The sequence below is a fragment of the Stenotrophomonas sp. PFBMAA-4 genome, from assembly GCF_030053215.1.
Lineage (GTDB): Bacteria > Pseudomonadota > Gammaproteobacteria > Xanthomonadales > Xanthomonadaceae > Stenotrophomonas.
In genome coordinates this window covers 1-14,180 of sequence record NZ_JASGBW010000014.1, presented here as the reverse complement: position 1 = coordinate 14,180, position 14,180 = coordinate 1, and the positions used below count along the sequence as shown (strand labels likewise).

12 protein-coding genes are annotated in these 14,180 nt (G+C 68.9%); 4 read left to right on the top strand and 8 right to left on the bottom strand.

The annotated features are described in order from the left end of the window. Positions 1–4: 4 nt before the first annotated feature. From QMZ26_RS10540 to QMZ26_RS10520, 5 genes are all read right to left on the bottom strand, one after another. Positions 5–1,852: an amidohydrolase gene (locus QMZ26_RS10540; protein ID WP_283221467.1), complete on the bottom strand. Its 1,848-nt coding sequence runs from the start codon at positions 1,850–1,852 to the stop codon at positions 5–7. A gap of 119 nt (positions 1,853–1,971) precedes the next feature. Then, positions 1,972–2,397 carry a DoxX family membrane protein gene (locus tag QMZ26_RS10535; RefSeq protein ID WP_079222172.1) on the bottom strand — a complete coding sequence of 142 codons (426 nt, stop codon included), beginning with the start codon at positions 2,395–2,397 and terminating at the stop codon, positions 1,972–1,974. Positions 2,398–2,399: 2 nt separating this feature from the next. Further along, positions 2,400–3,056: a hydrolase gene (locus QMZ26_RS10530; protein WP_079222173.1), complete on the bottom strand. Its 657-nt coding sequence runs from the start codon at positions 3,054–3,056 to the stop codon at positions 2,400–2,402. Beyond that, entirely contained in the window at positions 3,053–3,487 is a 435-nt protein-coding gene (locus QMZ26_RS10525; protein WP_283221419.1) for an AraC family transcriptional regulator, read from the bottom strand. Before QMZ26_RS10525 ends, QMZ26_RS10530 begins: the two co-directional genes overlap by 4 nt. 78 nt (positions 3,488–3,565) lie before the next feature. Continuing rightward, positions 3,566–3,898, bottom strand: coding sequence for a hypothetical protein (locus tag QMZ26_RS10520; RefSeq protein ID WP_283221418.1), 333 nt, complete (start codon positions 3,896–3,898; stop codon positions 3,566–3,568). Between the two features lie 99 nt (positions 3,899–3,997). On the opposite strand from QMZ26_RS10520, the gene QMZ26_RS10515 reads away from it, so the two are divergent. Together QMZ26_RS10515 and QMZ26_RS10510 are read left to right on the top strand one after the other, a co-directional pair. Next, positions 3,998–7,024, top strand: a complete 3,027-nt coding sequence (locus QMZ26_RS10515) for a sensor histidine kinase (protein WP_283221417.1) — start codon at positions 3,998–4,000, stop codon at positions 7,022–7,024. After that, positions 7,017–7,670, top strand: a complete 654-nt coding sequence (locus tag QMZ26_RS10510) for a response regulator transcription factor (RefSeq protein WP_200733623.1) — start codon at positions 7,017–7,019, stop codon at positions 7,668–7,670. The genes QMZ26_RS10515 and QMZ26_RS10510 overlap by 8 nt, the downstream gene beginning before the upstream one ends. 614 nt (positions 7,671–8,284) lie before the next feature. On the opposite strand, the gene QMZ26_RS10505 is transcribed toward QMZ26_RS10510, so the two are convergent. Further along, positions 8,285–9,478, bottom strand: coding sequence for an MFS transporter (locus QMZ26_RS10505; RefSeq protein WP_108759708.1), 1,194 nt, complete (start codon positions 9,476–9,478; stop codon positions 8,285–8,287). 94 nt (positions 9,479–9,572) lie between these two features. Here QMZ26_RS10505 and QMZ26_RS10500 point away from each other — a divergent pair, with 94 nt between their 5' ends. Beyond that, positions 9,573–10,502 (top strand): LysR family transcriptional regulator, encoded by a 930-nt coding sequence (locus QMZ26_RS10500; RefSeq protein WP_283221416.1) that lies wholly within the window; start codon positions 9,573–9,575, stop codon positions 10,500–10,502. A 12-nt stretch (positions 10,503–10,514) separates the two neighbouring features. On the opposite strand, the gene QMZ26_RS10495 is transcribed toward QMZ26_RS10500, so the two are convergent. Next, positions 10,515–11,972 carry an amidohydrolase family protein gene (locus tag QMZ26_RS10495; protein WP_283221415.1) on the bottom strand — a complete coding sequence of 486 codons (1,458 nt, stop codon included), beginning with the start codon at positions 11,970–11,972 and terminating at the stop codon, positions 10,515–10,517. 53 nt (positions 11,973–12,025) lie between these two features. Next, positions 12,026–12,724, bottom strand: a complete 699-nt coding sequence (locus QMZ26_RS10490) for an ankyrin repeat domain-containing protein (protein ID WP_283221414.1) — start codon at positions 12,722–12,724, stop codon at positions 12,026–12,028. A gap of 93 nt (positions 12,725–12,817) precedes the next feature. Here QMZ26_RS10490 and QMZ26_RS10485 point away from each other — a divergent pair, with 93 nt between their 5' ends. Then, positions 12,818–13,699, top strand: a complete 882-nt coding sequence (locus QMZ26_RS10485; protein ID WP_283221413.1) for a LysR substrate-binding domain-containing protein — start codon at positions 12,818–12,820, stop codon at positions 13,697–13,699. Positions 13,700–14,180: the final 481 nt, after the last annotated feature.

Genomic DNA, 14,180 nt, shown 5'->3' with positions numbered 1-14,180 from the left:
TGGTTCAGAACGCGAAACATGAGCATCCCATCGAACCCCAGAACGCGGTCAGGTCATCGGTGGGGGCGGCGTGCTCTGCGGCATGGCCGTGCGCGCCGTGGGTGCTGCAGGCCACGCCGTGGTGATGACGGTGGGCGGCGGCCAGGCCGGTGGCGGTGCCGCCGACATGGTAGCCACCGAATCTGTTGACCGGCGACCAGTCCGGCATCGCCGGCGGCAGCTGCGGGGCCAGGCCAGCGTAGTCACCATCGGCATGCACGATGCGGCCACCGACCACGGTCAGCAGGCTGGTGATGTCGGCGATCTGCGCGTCATCGACACGGAAGAAATCGGCCGACAGCAGGATGAAGTCGGCCAGCTGGCCTTGCTTCAGCGTGCCCTTCACGGCTTCGTCGCCGGAGAACCAGGCACTGCCCTGCGTCCACAGGCGCAGGGCCTGTTCGCGCTCCAGCAGGTTCTCGTCGCCATACAGCGCCAGGCCACCGACGGTACGTCCGGTCACCAGCCAGGACAGCGCTACCCAGGGGTTGTAGCTGGCCACGCGGGTGGCATCGGTACCGGCACCGACCGGCACGCCTTCGGCCAGCATGCGCTTGACCGGCGGCGTGTGCCGCGCGGCCTGCACGCCGTAGCGCTCGACGAACGCCTCGCCCTGGTAGGCCATGCGGTGCTGCACGGCGATGCCGCCGCCCAGCGCACGGATGCGCTCGATGTTGCGCGGGGTGATGGTTTCGGCGTGGTCGATGAACCAGTGCAGGCCATCGAACGGCACCTCGCGGTTCACCTGCTCGTACACATCCAGGATGCGGGTGATGCTCTCGTCATAGGTCGCGTGGATGCGGAACGGCCAGCGCTTCTCGACCAGCAGCTTGACCACATCGTGCAGTTCCGGCTCCAGCTCCGGCGGCAGTTCCGGGCGTGGCTCGCTGAACAGCTCGAAGTCGGCCGCCGAGAACACCAGCATTTCGCCTGCGCCGTTGTGGCGCAGCAGGTCATCGCCCTGGCGCGGCTGCAGGATTTCGCTCCATCCGCGGAAATCGTTGACCTCGTTGCCCTTGTTCTGGGTGAACAGGTTGTAGGCGATGCGCACGGTCAGCTGGTCATCGCGGTGCAGCTGTTCGATGACCTGGTAGTCCTCGGGGTAATTCTGGAAGCCGCCGCCAGCGTCGATCACCGAAGTGATGCCCAGCCGGTTCAGCTCGCGCATGAAGTGACGGGTGGAATTGGCCTGGTACTCGATCGGCAGGCGCGGACCCTTGGCCAGGGTTGCGTACAGGATGAGCGCGTTGGGCTTGGCCAGCAGCAGGCCGGTCGGGTTGCCCAGCGAGTCACGCACGATCTGGCCGCCCGGCGGGTCCGGTGTTTCCTTGGTGTAGCCACAGGCACGCAGCGCCGCGCGGTTGAGCAGCGCGCGGTCGTACAGGTGCAGCAGGAACACCGGCGTGTCCGGTGCGATGTCGTTGAGCTCCTGCAGCGTCGGCAGGCGCTTCTCGGTGAACTGTGCGGCAGTGAAACCACCGACCACGCGCACCCATTGCGGTGCCGGGGTGCGGTCGACCTGGGCCTTCAGCATGGCCATGGCATCGGCCAGCGAGCGCAGGCCGTCCCAGCGCAGCTCCAGGTTGTAGTTCAGGCCACCGCGGATCAGGTGGGTGTGGCTGTCATTGAGACCCGGCACAATGCGGCGGCCCTGCGCGTCGAGGATGGTGGCCTCGTTGCCCCACTCGCGCATGATCTGCTCGTCGCTGCCGACAGCGGCAATGCGGCCGTTCTGCACGGCCAACGCCTGCGCATGCGGCTGCTGCGGGTCAAGGGTGGTGATGCGGGCGTTTCTGATGACCAGCGTGCTCATGCGACGCTCCTTCGGTATGGAATCGATGGCCGCAGCGGCACCGCCGGCCAGCCCCAGCGCCATCGCGGCGCCGCTGGCCAGCACGACGTTGCGTCGGCCAGGGTCGAGGGGGGAAGAACTCATGCAATGTCTCCAGCACGTGCCAGGCCATCGAGCGCCCAGGCGCCCGGACCGGCCAAGGCGATCGCCAGCAGTGCCAGCGTCCACATCAACGGGTATTCGGTGCCGCCGCGCATCCAGAACCAGCCCTTGGGCAGGGCCAGCAGCGCGGTGAAGGCAATGAACGCGGCCGCGAGCAGCGCCGCGCCACGGGTCTGCCAGCCCAGCAGCACAGCCAGCCCGGACGCGACCTGCAGCAAGGCCAGCAACAGCGGCAGCGGGGCCACCGCTGGCAGGCCGAAGCCACGCAGTTCTCCGGCAAACCCGGCCAGGCCAGGGCCACCGAACCAGCCGAACAATTTGCCCAGCGCATGTGGCAGCAGGAAACCTCCCGCTGCCACGCGCAGGATCAGCAGGGCAAGGTCCAGGCCGTGCCCGCTGTCCATGTTCAGTGGCCGCCTTCCTGCGCGCCGAACATGGTCTTGGCGTACTGGATGCCGATGCCATAGCCACCGGCGTGGTCGCGGGCGATGCCGGTGGTCAGGCCATAGGTCTCGCCGCGTGCCCAGTCGCGCTGCAGCTCCAGCAGGTACTGCACGCTGGTGATCGGGCGCGCGCCGGCCTGCACCATGCGGGTGATGGCACGCTCATGTGCTTCGTCACTGACATCACCGCAGGCATCGGTGATCACGTAGACCTCGAAGCCCTGCTCCAGCGCCGACAGGGTCGGGCCGACGATGCACACGCTGGTCCACAGGCCCGCCAGCACCAGGCGCTGCTTGCCGATGCGGTTGATCTCATCGATCACCGGCTGGTCTTCCCAGGTATTCATCGAGGTGCGGTCGAACACGGCCTGGCCGGGGAAGATCTGCGGCAGTTCCGGGAACATCGGGCCGGAGAACGACTGCTCGGCAACCGTGGTCAGCACCACCGGCACGTTGAAGCCCTTGGCCCCCTTGCTGATCAGCGACACGTTGTTGCGCAGCGCGGAGATATCGATGGTGTGGGTGGCGAACGCCATCTGCGACTGGAAGTCGATCAGCACCAGGGCGTGGTCGGTCGGGGAAAGCAGGCCCTTGGCAGGCGTGGCGGTAGCGGTGGTCATGGGTGGGTTCCAGTAGTGGGCGGGGCAACAGAAGAGGGATGGGCAGCGGGCAGGTGCAGCGCGGCGTCACCGGCGAGGTACTGGCCGGGGCTGCACCCGGTCTCGGCACGGAAGCTGCGGACGAAATGGCTCTGGTCGAAGAAGCCCAGGTGCTGGGCCAGGCGGGACATCGGCTGGTCCGCGGCCGGCAGCAGCTGCCGCGCGCGTTCGATGCGGCGGCGGCGCAGATAGCGCAGCGGGCTCGCACCGGTGCCGGTGCGGAACAGCCGCACCAGGTGGAAACGGCTCACGCACGCAACTTCGGCCAGCTCGGTCACCCGCAGCGGCTGCGACAGGTGCGCATCGATGTAATGCAGTGCGCGCTGCAGGGCGGCAGCCTGGTGCGGCGCCAGCGCGGCGGCAAGGACGACGGGCGGTGTAGCTTCGGCCATGACAGAGCACCGCGACGGGGTGTCCCATGGTGCGGTGGACGGCGCTGGCGCCGTACCCCCGTCGGTCGTGGCTGCCACTCACCCATTCGGGGGAGGCCGCCGGCCCAGCCGGCGCCGGCCGATCTGCCGCGCATCCAGCGAATAGGCGCCCGGCCCCAGCAGCAGCAAGGCCAGCGGCAGCGCCAGCAGCGGCAATGCCGCGCCCTGCAGCCACAGCCCGGCACAGGCCAGCCCGGCCGACAGCGGGGTCAGCCAGCCCAGTACCAGCAGTGCCACGCCGAGCGCGCACAGCACCACCAGCCCGCCGTCATGCAGGCCTGGCGCGCACAATGCACCGGCCAGGCACAGGCGCAGCCAGAGCAGGCCCAGCCCGGGCCCGCGATCGGGGAACATCACGAACAGCCGCTGCATCCTCAGCCTCCATCACTCCATTGCCGGCGTGATAGCTGATCCGGCGGCCATCGCGCCTACCCCGTTCGGGTCACCCTGGCCTGACCCGCACCTGCCAGAATGCTGCCCATGCGTGGCCGCCCCTTCCCCTTCCTGCGTCGCCTGCCGGCGCTGCTGACGTGCCTGCTGCTGATCGCCCTGCCCGCCTTCGCCGAGCAGCGCCCGGCCGTGGCCAACGGCATGCCCGGCTACCAGCACACGGCATGGCGGGTGGGCCAAGGGGCGCCCGGCGATATCTGGGACATCGCCCAGGACCACCAGGGCATGCTGTGGCTTGCGACCGGTTCGGGGTTGTACCGCTTCGACGGCCGTCGCTTCGAGCGACAGTCCGCACCGGCCGGTTCCGCGTTCCCGTCCACCAACATGGTCAGCCTGGCCCTGGATGCCGACGACAGCCTGTGGATCGGCTACTTCCAGGCCGGCATCAGCCAGCTCTCCGCGGCGCACCTGCACAGCTTCGGCCGTGGCCAGGGCGTGCCAACGGGCGTGGTGCCGCACTTCAGCCGTGACCGCGATGGCCACCTGTGGGCGGCCATCAACGGTGGCCTGCGCTGGTTCGATGGCGTGCACTGGCGTGCATTACCCCTTGGCAGCGGCGTTCCCGAGCGCCGCGTGCAGTGGCTGCTGCATGACCGCCACGGCACGTTCTGGGTGCTGGCCGACCTGAAGGTCTGGCGACGGCCAGCCGATGCCAGCACGTTCGAGGACACCGGGATTGCCGTCTCGCAGATGGCCTCGCTGGCGGAAAGCCCGCGCGGCGAGATCTGGCTGGCCGACCGCAACCGCGGTACCTCGCCACTGGCCAACGCGCAGGGCCTGCTGCCTGCCGCCGAGCGCGAGGCGCGGCGCCTGCCCGAGCTGGTCGCAGCGCGCCTGCAGTTCACTGCCGATGGCGCGCTGTGGGCCACCATGAGCCCGCACGGCGGCGTAGCAAGGGTCACTTTCGAAGGTGACCAGGCCACGCACATGGAGCGCTTCGATACGCCGCAGGGCCTGACTGCGACGTCGGCGGTGCCGGTCCTCCTCGACCGCGAAGGCAATCTCTGGGTCGGCACCAACCTCGGCCTCAACCGCTTCCGCGCGCGCAGCGTGCAGGCCCTGGCGGCCGGCCCCACCGATCCCTACCGCTCGCTGGTACGTGCCAGCGACGGGCGCGTGTACGGCTATGGCGAGGATCTGAAACCCTACGACCTGCGCCGCTCACTGCTGGGCGAGCGCGCCGCGCAGCTGCAGGAGGCCGCGCGCCAGGCGCCGACACCGCTGTGGCAGTTCGACTGGATCAACCTGGTCCGCACCGTCAACGGTCACGCGACCCGCATTCCGTCGCCAGCCCCGTACACCGGTCAATCCCTGCAGGCGGTGCTGTTCCCCAACGACGAGGAAGCCTGGGCCTGTGTCGGCGAGCGTGGCGTCCTGCACTACCAGCATGCGCAGTGGTACCGCCAGGCGCGCCTGCCCGAGCAGGCATGTTCGACGATGGCGATGGGCAGCGCTGGTGCCCTGCTGCTGGGCTATGCCGATGGGCGCCTGCGGCGCATGGATGCCAGCGGCGTGGCGACCTTCGATGCGCGCCAGGGCCTCGCCGTCGGGCCGGTGACCGCCCTGCTGCAGGACCAGGACATGCTGCTGGTGGCCGGCGAAGCCGGGCTGGCCGCGCGCATCGGCGAGACCCCCTTCAGCGAGGTGCGCACGGATATGGCGGGCGTGCTGGAAGGCATCACCGGCATGGTGGCCGATGCACATGGGCGGCTCTGGCTCAATGGCAGCCGCGGGCTTGTGCGACTGGACCGCACGGCCCTGCGCGATGCCGTGCGCAGCCATCAACCGGTAGCACCGCGGCTGTTCGATGCCGTGGACGGCATGCCTGGCATCGCCCTGCAGAGCGGCCCGATCCCTACCGCCGTCCAGGCCGCCGACGGCCTGCTGTGGCTGGCCACCAACCAGGGCTTGGCATGGCTGGACACCAACGCCGCGCACCGCAACACCTTGGCACCCGGCGTCCGCATCGGCGATGTGCTGTACGGCGCCACTCAGGCACCACTGCAGGAAGGACTGCGCCTGCCAGCCGGCACCACCCAGCTGCAGATCGACTATGTGGCGCTGTCGCTGGCCCGCCCCGAACGCAACCGCTACCGCTACCGGCTGACCGGCGTGGACGAGGGCTGGCAGGACGCCGGCAGCAGCACCCGTGCCTACTACACCAACCTGGCCCCCGGCAGTTACCGCTTCGATGTGGAAGCCGCCAACGAGGACGGCGTCTGGAGTACGGTGCCGGCCAGCCGCACCTTCAGCATCGCCGCCACCTTCGTGCAGACAGTCTGGTTCAAGCTGCTGTGCGCTGCGCTGGTGCTGGCGGCGCTGGTGGTGGCCGTGCGCATCCGCAGCGGCCAGCTGGCCGCGCTGTTCCGTGCCCGCCTGCAGGAACGCCATGGAGAGCGCGAACGCATTGCGCGCGACCTGCACGACACCCTGCTGCAAGGCAGCCAGGGGCTGATCCTGCGCCTGCACGCCATCAGCCAATCGGCGCAGACGCCGGACAGCGTGCGCACCCAGCTGGAATCGGCAATGCAACTGGCCGAGCGCAACCTCGCCGAAGGGCGCGAACGGGTCAACGCCCTGCGGGATGGTCCGTTCGCCGGCCGTGACCTGGCCACCGCGCTGGCCGACGTGCACGCCGAATACGCCGGCCAGGGCACCAACCCGCTGCGGCTGACCGTGGAGGGCACACCGCCGCAACTGCAACCCGACGCGGTGGAAGAGGTGTTCCTGATCGGCCGCGAAGCGATCCGCAACGCACTGCGCCATGCCGAGGCCAGCGCCATCGAAGTGGAACTGTCCTACGGCAGCCGTTGTTTCCTGCTGCACGTGCGCGATGACGGCGTGGGCATCGCCGACGACGATGCCGGCCATGGCCACTGGGGCCTGCAGGGCATGCGCGAACGCGCACAGCGCCTGGGTGCCGAACTGCAGCTGTGGACCCGCCCGGGACTGGGCACCGAAGTGGCGCTGGCGGTTCCCGCACGGCGCCTGTATCACCGCCGGCCGCCGCGTTGGCGCTGGCCCTGGAGCAGAAAACGCGATGACTGAATCCCCTTCTCTGATCGGCGTGCTGGTGGTCGATGACCACCCCCTGCTGCGCGACGGCCTGGCCGCCCTGCTCGGCGCGCAACCGGACCTGCGCCTGCTGGGTGAAGCCGCCGATGGCGAAGAAGCGATCGCGCGCTACCAGGAACTGCAGCCGGACGTGGTGCTGATGGACCTGCAGATGCCGCGCCTGGACGGCGTGGAAGCGATCGTGCGGATCCGTGCGCTGGATCCGCGCGCACGCATCATCGTGCTGACCACCTACCGCGGCGATGTGCGCGCAGTACGTGCGCTGCAGGCCGGTGCCAGCGCCTACCTGCTCAAGGACATGCTGCGCCACGAGCTGGTGGACACGATCCGCACGGTGGCTGGCGGCCGGCGCGCCGCGATTCCACCGGCCGTGGCAGCGAGCATCGCCGCGCACGTGGTGGAGGACCGGCTGTCGCCGCGCGAGACGGAGGTACTGCGGCACGTGGCCGGCGGCCTGTCGAACAAGCGCATTGGCGAGCGGATGCAGATATCCGAGCAGACGGTGAAGGCGCACATGAAGAGCTTGATGGACAAGCTGGGCGTCGGTGATCGCACGCATGCGGTGACGCAGGCGTTGCGTCGCGGGATCATCAGCCTGGATGACACCGGCCACGATTGAAGGCGGGGGTTTTCTGCAGGGCTTGCAGCCCTGCACCTGCAGAATCAACGTCAACGTCAAAAGCCAGAGCGGCATTCCGCGGGATGGCGGGGCACTGTGGGTGTGCGGGGACGCCGTAAACCCATCCATGGGGGCTTGGTCGCCGCATCCATGCGGCTCACACCCCGCAAACCCACAGTGCCCCGCCTTCGACAGGTTCACGCGGCGGTTGGTAGGTGCCGACCGTTGGTCGGCACATCTGTCAGATATCGAATGAACGCATCCACGCATGGCGTGGATCTACCCCGGCCGGCTGTTGGTAGGTGTCGACCGTTGGTCGACACATCTTTCAGACATCAATATCCGACCCCGTGCCGACCAACGGTCGGCACCCACCACCATCAGCAGCAGCAGTATCCATCAGCAGCAGGTTCCGACAGATCGCGGAGAACTGTCGAAGGCGGGGTGGGTCCGGTTGAGGGGGTGTGAGCGCCATGGATGGCGCGACCGAGCTTACATGGACGTACTTGCAGCGTCCCCCTCAACCGGACCCACCCCGCCATCCCACGGATAGCCGGCCTTTGACGTTGCTGTGGCTTTAGGCAGGTGCAGGGCTGCAAGCCCTGCAAAAAGAACTACCTCAACCGCACCAGCAGGCTGCTGCCCGCGCACACCACCGCCAGCCACGCCACGCCGTGCCAACCCCACTGCGCCAGCGCAAGGCTGCCCAGCGCGCCACCCGCGGCCATGCCGATGAACATGCCCGTGAACAACAGCGCGTTGAGGCGGCTGCGCGCCGGCGGCACCAGGCCATAGACCAGGGTCTGGTGCGCCACCAGCGCCGACTGGAAACCGAAGTCGAACAGCAGCGCGCTCACCACCAGCAGCGGCAGCAGCGCCGCAGCCGGCAGCCAGCTGTCGGCCAGCAGCAGGCCAAACCCCACCAGCGCCACGGCAATCGCCAGGCGCGCCACCGCATGGCTGCCCAGCCGGTCGGCGTAACGACCGGCGAACGGTGCCGCCAACGCACCCGCCGCACCGGCAATACCGAACGCACCGGCCGCGGCGCTGCCCAGCCCCAGCGTCGCGTGCAGCATCAGCGCCAGGGTCGACCAGAACGCACTGAAACCCACCGCCAGCAGCGACTGGCTGGCCACCGCGCGTCGCAACTGCGGCTGCTCGCGCCACAACTGCAGCAGCGACCCCAGCAGCGCGGGATAGCGCAGCGTGCTGGTCGGTGCGAAGCGCGGCAGCGCCTTGGCCATCACCGCGCCCATCGCTGCCACCGACACCGCAGCCAGCACGAACTGCGTGCGCCAGCCCCAGGCTTCGGCCACCACGCCACTGACCACGCGCGACAACAGGATGCCCAGCAGCAGCCCGGTCATCACCCGGCCGACGATCTGCCCGCGGTGCGCGTCCGGGGCCAGCACCGCAGCCGCCGGCACGATGTCCTGGGCCAGCGTGGCCATCAGGCCCACCAGCAGGCTGGCCACCAGCAGCCCCGGCAGTTGCCCGGCCCACGCGGCAGCGGCCAGCGCCACGGACAGCAGCACCGACTTCAGCAGGATCAGGTGGCGACGATCGAAGCGGTCACCCAGCGGGGCCAGCAGCAGGATGCCCAGCGCATAGCCAAGCTGGGTCAGGGTCGGCACCAGGCCGACGCCACGCTCGCTGGCACCCAGGTCCTGGGCGATCAGGCCCAGCATCGGCTGGCTGTAGTACAGCGATGCGACCGAGAAACCGGCGCCGGCGGCCATCGCCAGTACCAACGGGGCCGAAGGAGCGGCCGTCGGCGTGGCGGTCACGGAAACAGAGGAGGTGGACATTCGGGAACTCCGGGGGAGGAATGGTGCATAGCCTGCCGATATTCGCCGCGCGTCTGTAGTAGGCTCATCCACATATCATTTATACGCCACACGCATGAACGACCTGCCCGCCGGCGCCGACCGCCTTGATCTGCTGAGAACCTTCCTGCGCATCGTCGATGCCGGCAGCCTCTCGGCCGCTGCCACCCAGCTGGGCACCACCCAGCCCACGGTGAGCCGGCGCCTGCAGGCACTGGAACGGCAACTGGGCCTGCGCCTGCTGCAGCGCTCCACCCACGGCCTGCAGCTGACCGAGGACGGCCAGCGTTGCCAGCGCCACGCGCAGCGGGTCATCGACGAATGGGAAGCGCTGCAGGCCGAGCTGCATGGCGAAGCGCAGGTCCTGCGCGGGCGCCTGCGGGTGATGGTGCCGCACGCGTTCGGCCAGGCGCAGCTGCTGCCGACCATGCTGGACTTCCTCGCCCAGCATCCTCAGCTGAGCCTGGAATGGATACTCGAAGACCATCGTCCGGACTTCGTCGCCGACGGCATCGATTGCGCCGTGCGCGTCGGCCCGGTGGACGAGCCGCGCATGGTGGCCCTGCCGCTGGCCGAGGTGCCGCGTATCGTGGTGGCCGCGCCCACCCTGGCCGATCCGTCGCGCATCCGCACCCCCGAACAGGCGCAGGCCCTGCCATGGATCGCACTGGCCACCTACTACCGCGAACGCCTGCTGCTGCACGACGCGCAGGGGCGCGCGCACACGCTGTCGATCGCGCCTCGCCTGCTCACTGACAACCTGTTCGTGGTGCAGCGTGCGGCCGTGGCCGGCCTGGGCGCGGCGGTCGTTTCGGCATGGCTGGTGGCTGAGGATCTGGCCGAAGGCCGCCTGGTGCAGCTGCTGCCGCAGTGGCAGGCTCCACCGCTGCCGGTGCATCTGGTCTTCCCGGCCGCGCGCCAGCAGCCCCTGCGGCTGCGCGCCTTCATCGACGCGATGAAGGAAGCGCTGCCGCAGCTGCACGGCATGCGGCCGGCAGCGCGCTGAACCCCGGAAGGGTCATTCCTGCTTCGCGGCCTCGGCATTCCACGCCGCCACCTTGGCCTTGGTGCCGGCCAGCATCTTGTCCAGCGCCGCACGGTCATACACGGTGCCGCGCAGGATCACGCTGTCGATCTTCTCCGTCGCGGCGATGTCCTGCAGCGGGTTGGCGGTCAGCAGCACCAGATCGGCTGCCTTGCCGGTGGCCACGCCACCATAGCGATCCATCTGCCCGAACCAGGCCGGGCCGGAACGGGTGGCGGCCGAGAGTGCCTGCGGCGCGCTCAGGCCTTCCTTCACGAACAACTGCAGTTCCTGGTGCAGGGCAATGCCCGGGAAGTTGTACGAGTTGAGGAAACCGGCATCGGTACCGGCAATGATCGTCACGCCCGCTTCCTGCAGCAGCGGCAGCACCGATGCCACCTGGTGGTACTGCGCATGGCGTGCCTCGATCTGCGCCGGGCTGGCCTTGGCCGCGCGGTCCACGCGCCACTGGTAGGTCGCGCGCAGGCCCGGGCCGATGTAGGCCAGGTATGGATCGTTGGCGTGGTCATCCTGGTCGAGGAAATCGAGGATGCGGCCACCATTGAGGGTCGGGGTGACGAACACGCCGCGCTTGGCGAAGTCGCGGTAGGCGTGCATCGCCGTATCGTGGTCGAAGCTGGCATCCAGGCGGCGGTTGGCCTCGGCGCGATCGATGCGGCCCGCACCGAAATCAGCGGCGATCTGCGCTTCATCCTTGCTGCCGGCCTTGAACGCGTAATCGAGATGTTCGATCGAAGCGAGGCCGGCGTCGACGGCCTGCTCCACGGTCAGCGCCATCGGGATATGGCCGGATGCCTTGAAACCCGCCTTGCGCGCGGCACTGGCCGAGTACAGGAACAGTTCCGGCTTCAGCGTGCTGTCGGTGATCTTCACGAAATCGACCTTGTCGTGCTGCAGGCGGACGATCGCCTGGTCGACGTCCGCCTCGCTGCCCACTTCGATCGTGCCCTTCCAGACCGGCTTGATGCCTTCGATCTTCGCGCCCGAGCTGAGCAGCCGCGGCCCGAACAGCGTGCCGTTGGCGATCTCGCCACGCCACTGCAGTACCTGCTCGGGCAGGTCGCCGGAGCAGTCACGCACGGTGGTGATGCCGTGCGCGATGTACAGCGGCAGCAGCGCCTTGTTCTCTTCGATCAACGCAGGGCCGCCGCCGAAGTGCACGTGCATGTCCCACAGGCCGGGGATGAGGTACTTGCCCTTGGCGTCGACCTGGCGGCTGGCGGTCCACTGGCTGCGCAGCTGCGCATCGGGGCCCACCGCGACGATGTCATCGCCACGGATCACCACGCTCTGCCCCGGCACGCTGCGTGCGTGCTCGACATCAACCACGGTGGCGTTGCGGATCAGCAGGTCGGCGCGCTCGGCGGCAGACACCGACAGCGGCGCGACGGCAAGAAGGATCGCGAGGGACAACGGACGGGAACGGAACATGGACAGCATCCTGGTGGGCGCGCGTGGCGCGCGGGGTGGAAGGGGTGCGGGGTTCAGCGGCGGGCGCCGGCGCGGCGCAGCAGGGTTTCCATCTGCGTGTAGCCACGCTGGCGTGCATGCGCCAGCGGCGTCACGCCATCGCCATCGGCCAGTTCGGGATTCGCACCGGCGTCGAGCAGCAACTGCACGATCTGCACATGGCGCGGACCACCGTCGCCCAGCAGGATCGCTTCCAGCAGCGCGGTCCAGTGCAGGCGGTTGACATGGTCCACCGCCGCGCCTGCACGCAGCAGCGTGCGGACCGTAGCGACATGGCCGCGCTCGGCGGCGGGAATCAAGGCAGTGCCGCCGTAGCGGTTGGTGCTGCGCACATCCGCACCGTGGGCGAGGGTCAGCGCGAGGATGTCATCCAGGCCGCGCGCGCCGGCATACAGATAGGCACTGTCCTGCAGCGCATCCTTGGCGTTGACGTCGGCACCGGCTTCGATCAGTTCGCGCGCCGCATCGAGGTTGTTGCCGTGGGTCGCCAACAGCAGTGCGGTGCGGCCCTGCCCATCGCGCGACTCCAGGTCGGCACCGTCTTCCAGCGCCACACGCACGGCATCGGCATCACCGCGCGTGGCGGCATCACGCAGTCGCACATCGGCCGGGCCGGCGGTCGCAGAACAGGCCGGCACCACCACCGCCAGCAGGCACAGCAGCAACAGGCGGCCCAGCGGACGGGGCCAGCGACGGCGACGATGGATTCGCATCTGCGGTTCTCCGGTGCAACGGGGCGCCATGCTTGCCGCCCCCTGCCCTGCATGGTAGAAGTCGCCACGTGCATCCAGAAGTGAAATGTTCAAATGCAAGACAGTGCCAAATCGAATAGAACGCTGTTCGAACTGGACCTGCTGCGTGCGCTGGTGATGGTGGCCGACTGCGGCAGTTTCACCACCGCCGCCACCCGCCTGCATTCCACCCAGTCCACGGTCAGCCAGAAGGTCCGGCGGCTGGAGGAGCTGGCCGGGCACCGCCTGCTCGAGCGCGGCCACCGCGACGTGCACCCCACCGATGCGGGGCACACCCTGCTGGGCTACGCACGGCGCATGCTCGACCTGAACGAGGAAATGGCCCAGGCCCTGGCTGGCGCCACAGTGGAAACCGCGGTGCGCATCGGCGTGCCGGAGGATTTCGTCAACGCGCAGACCACGCGCATGCTGGCCGCCTTCAGCCGCCGCCACCCGCAGGTAAAGCTGGAGATCAGCAGCGGCCTGAGCCGCGATCTGGCGCATGGCTTCGACCACGGCGAGTTGGACCTGGTGCTGGTCAAGCAGCGCCGCAACAGCCGCCAGGCGGTGCATTGCCGGCGCGAGCCGATGCACTGGATCGACAGCCTGCGCAGCAGCAGCCTGCTGCAGGATCCATTGCCCCTGGTGACCTTCCCGCCACGCGGCCTGTACCGCGACGAGATGATCCAGGCGGTGGAGGCCCTGGGCCTGCGCTGGCGCATCGCGTTCACCAGTTCCTCGCTGAGTGGCATCCAGGGCGCAGTCGCCGATGGCATCGGCATCAGCCTGCTGCCGCGGCGCGCGGTGGGCCGCGAGCACCGGGTCATCGATGGCGAGCGTGGCCTGCCGGTGGTGGACAACTACGAGATCGGGCTGCTGCATCGCCCGGATGCGGATGATGCGGTGCGCGCGCTCGCGGCCGAGCTCTGGCGCCAGGTCCAGCGCGAGGCGGAGTAGTCTTCGGCAGGGCTGCGCCCTGCACCTGCCGAAGCCGAAGCCGAAGCAACAGCAACAGCGGGCTATCCGTGGGATGGCGGGGTGGGTCCGGTCGAGGGGGACGCCGTGAACCCGTCCATGGGGGCTTGGTCGCGCCATCCATGGCGCTCACACCCCCTCAACCGGACCCACCCCGCCTTCGACAGTTTCTCGCGAGCTGTCGGAACCTGCTGCTGATGGAACCTGCTGCTGATGGTAGGTGCCGACCGTTGGTCGGCACGGGGTCGGATATCGATGTCTGACAGATGTGTCGACCAACGGTCGACCCCTACCAACAGCCTGTCGGAGTCGTCCCAGTAGAGCCACGCCATGCGTGGATGAATTCACTCGATATCTGACAGATGTGCCGACCAACGGTCGGCACCCACCAACAGCCACCGGCCAACTGTCAGAGGTGGGGCGGTGTGGGTGGGCAGGACCGTTGGCGCCATGGATGGGGCCA

Coding starts and splice junctions, on each gene's coding strand:
- QMZ26_RS10540 (WP_283221467.1), bottom strand. CDS start 1,852: ATGAGCACGCTGGTCATCAGAAACGCCCGCATCACCACCCTTGACCCG.
- QMZ26_RS10525 (WP_283221419.1), bottom strand. CDS start 3,487: ATGGCCGAAGCTACACCGCCCGTCGTCCTTGCCGCCGCGCTGGCGCCG.
- QMZ26_RS10510 (WP_200733623.1), top strand. CDS start 7,017: ATGACTGAATCCCCTTCTCTGATCGGCGTGCTGGTGGTCGATGACCAC.
- QMZ26_RS10500 (WP_283221416.1), top strand. CDS start 9,573: ATGAACGACCTGCCCGCCGGCGCCGACCGCCTTGATCTGCTGAGAACC.
- QMZ26_RS10515 (WP_283221417.1), top strand. CDS start 3,998: ATGCTGCCCATGCGTGGCCGCCCCTTCCCCTTCCTGCGTCGCCTGCCG.
- QMZ26_RS10530 (WP_079222173.1), bottom strand. CDS start 3,056: ATGACCACCGCTACCGCCACGCCTGCCAAGGGCCTGCTTTCCCCGACC.
- QMZ26_RS10495 (WP_283221415.1), bottom strand. CDS start 11,972: ATGTTCCGTTCCCGTCCGTTGTCCCTCGCGATCCTTCTTGCCGTCGCG.
- QMZ26_RS10485 (WP_283221413.1), top strand. CDS start 12,818: ATGCAAGACAGTGCCAAATCGAATAGAACGCTGTTCGAACTGGACCTG.
- QMZ26_RS10505 (WP_108759708.1), bottom strand. CDS start 9,478: ATGTCCACCTCCTCTGTTTCCGTGACCGCCACGCCGACGGCCGCTCCT.
- QMZ26_RS10535 (WP_079222172.1), bottom strand. CDS start 2,397: ATGGACAGCGGGCACGGCCTGGACCTTGCCCTGCTGATCCTGCGCGTG.
- QMZ26_RS10490 (WP_283221414.1), bottom strand. CDS start 12,724: ATGCGAATCCATCGTCGCCGTCGCTGGCCCCGTCCGCTGGGCCGCCTG.
- QMZ26_RS10520 (WP_283221418.1), bottom strand. CDS start 3,898: ATGCAGCGGCTGTTCGTGATGTTCCCCGATCGCGGGCCCGGGCTGGGC.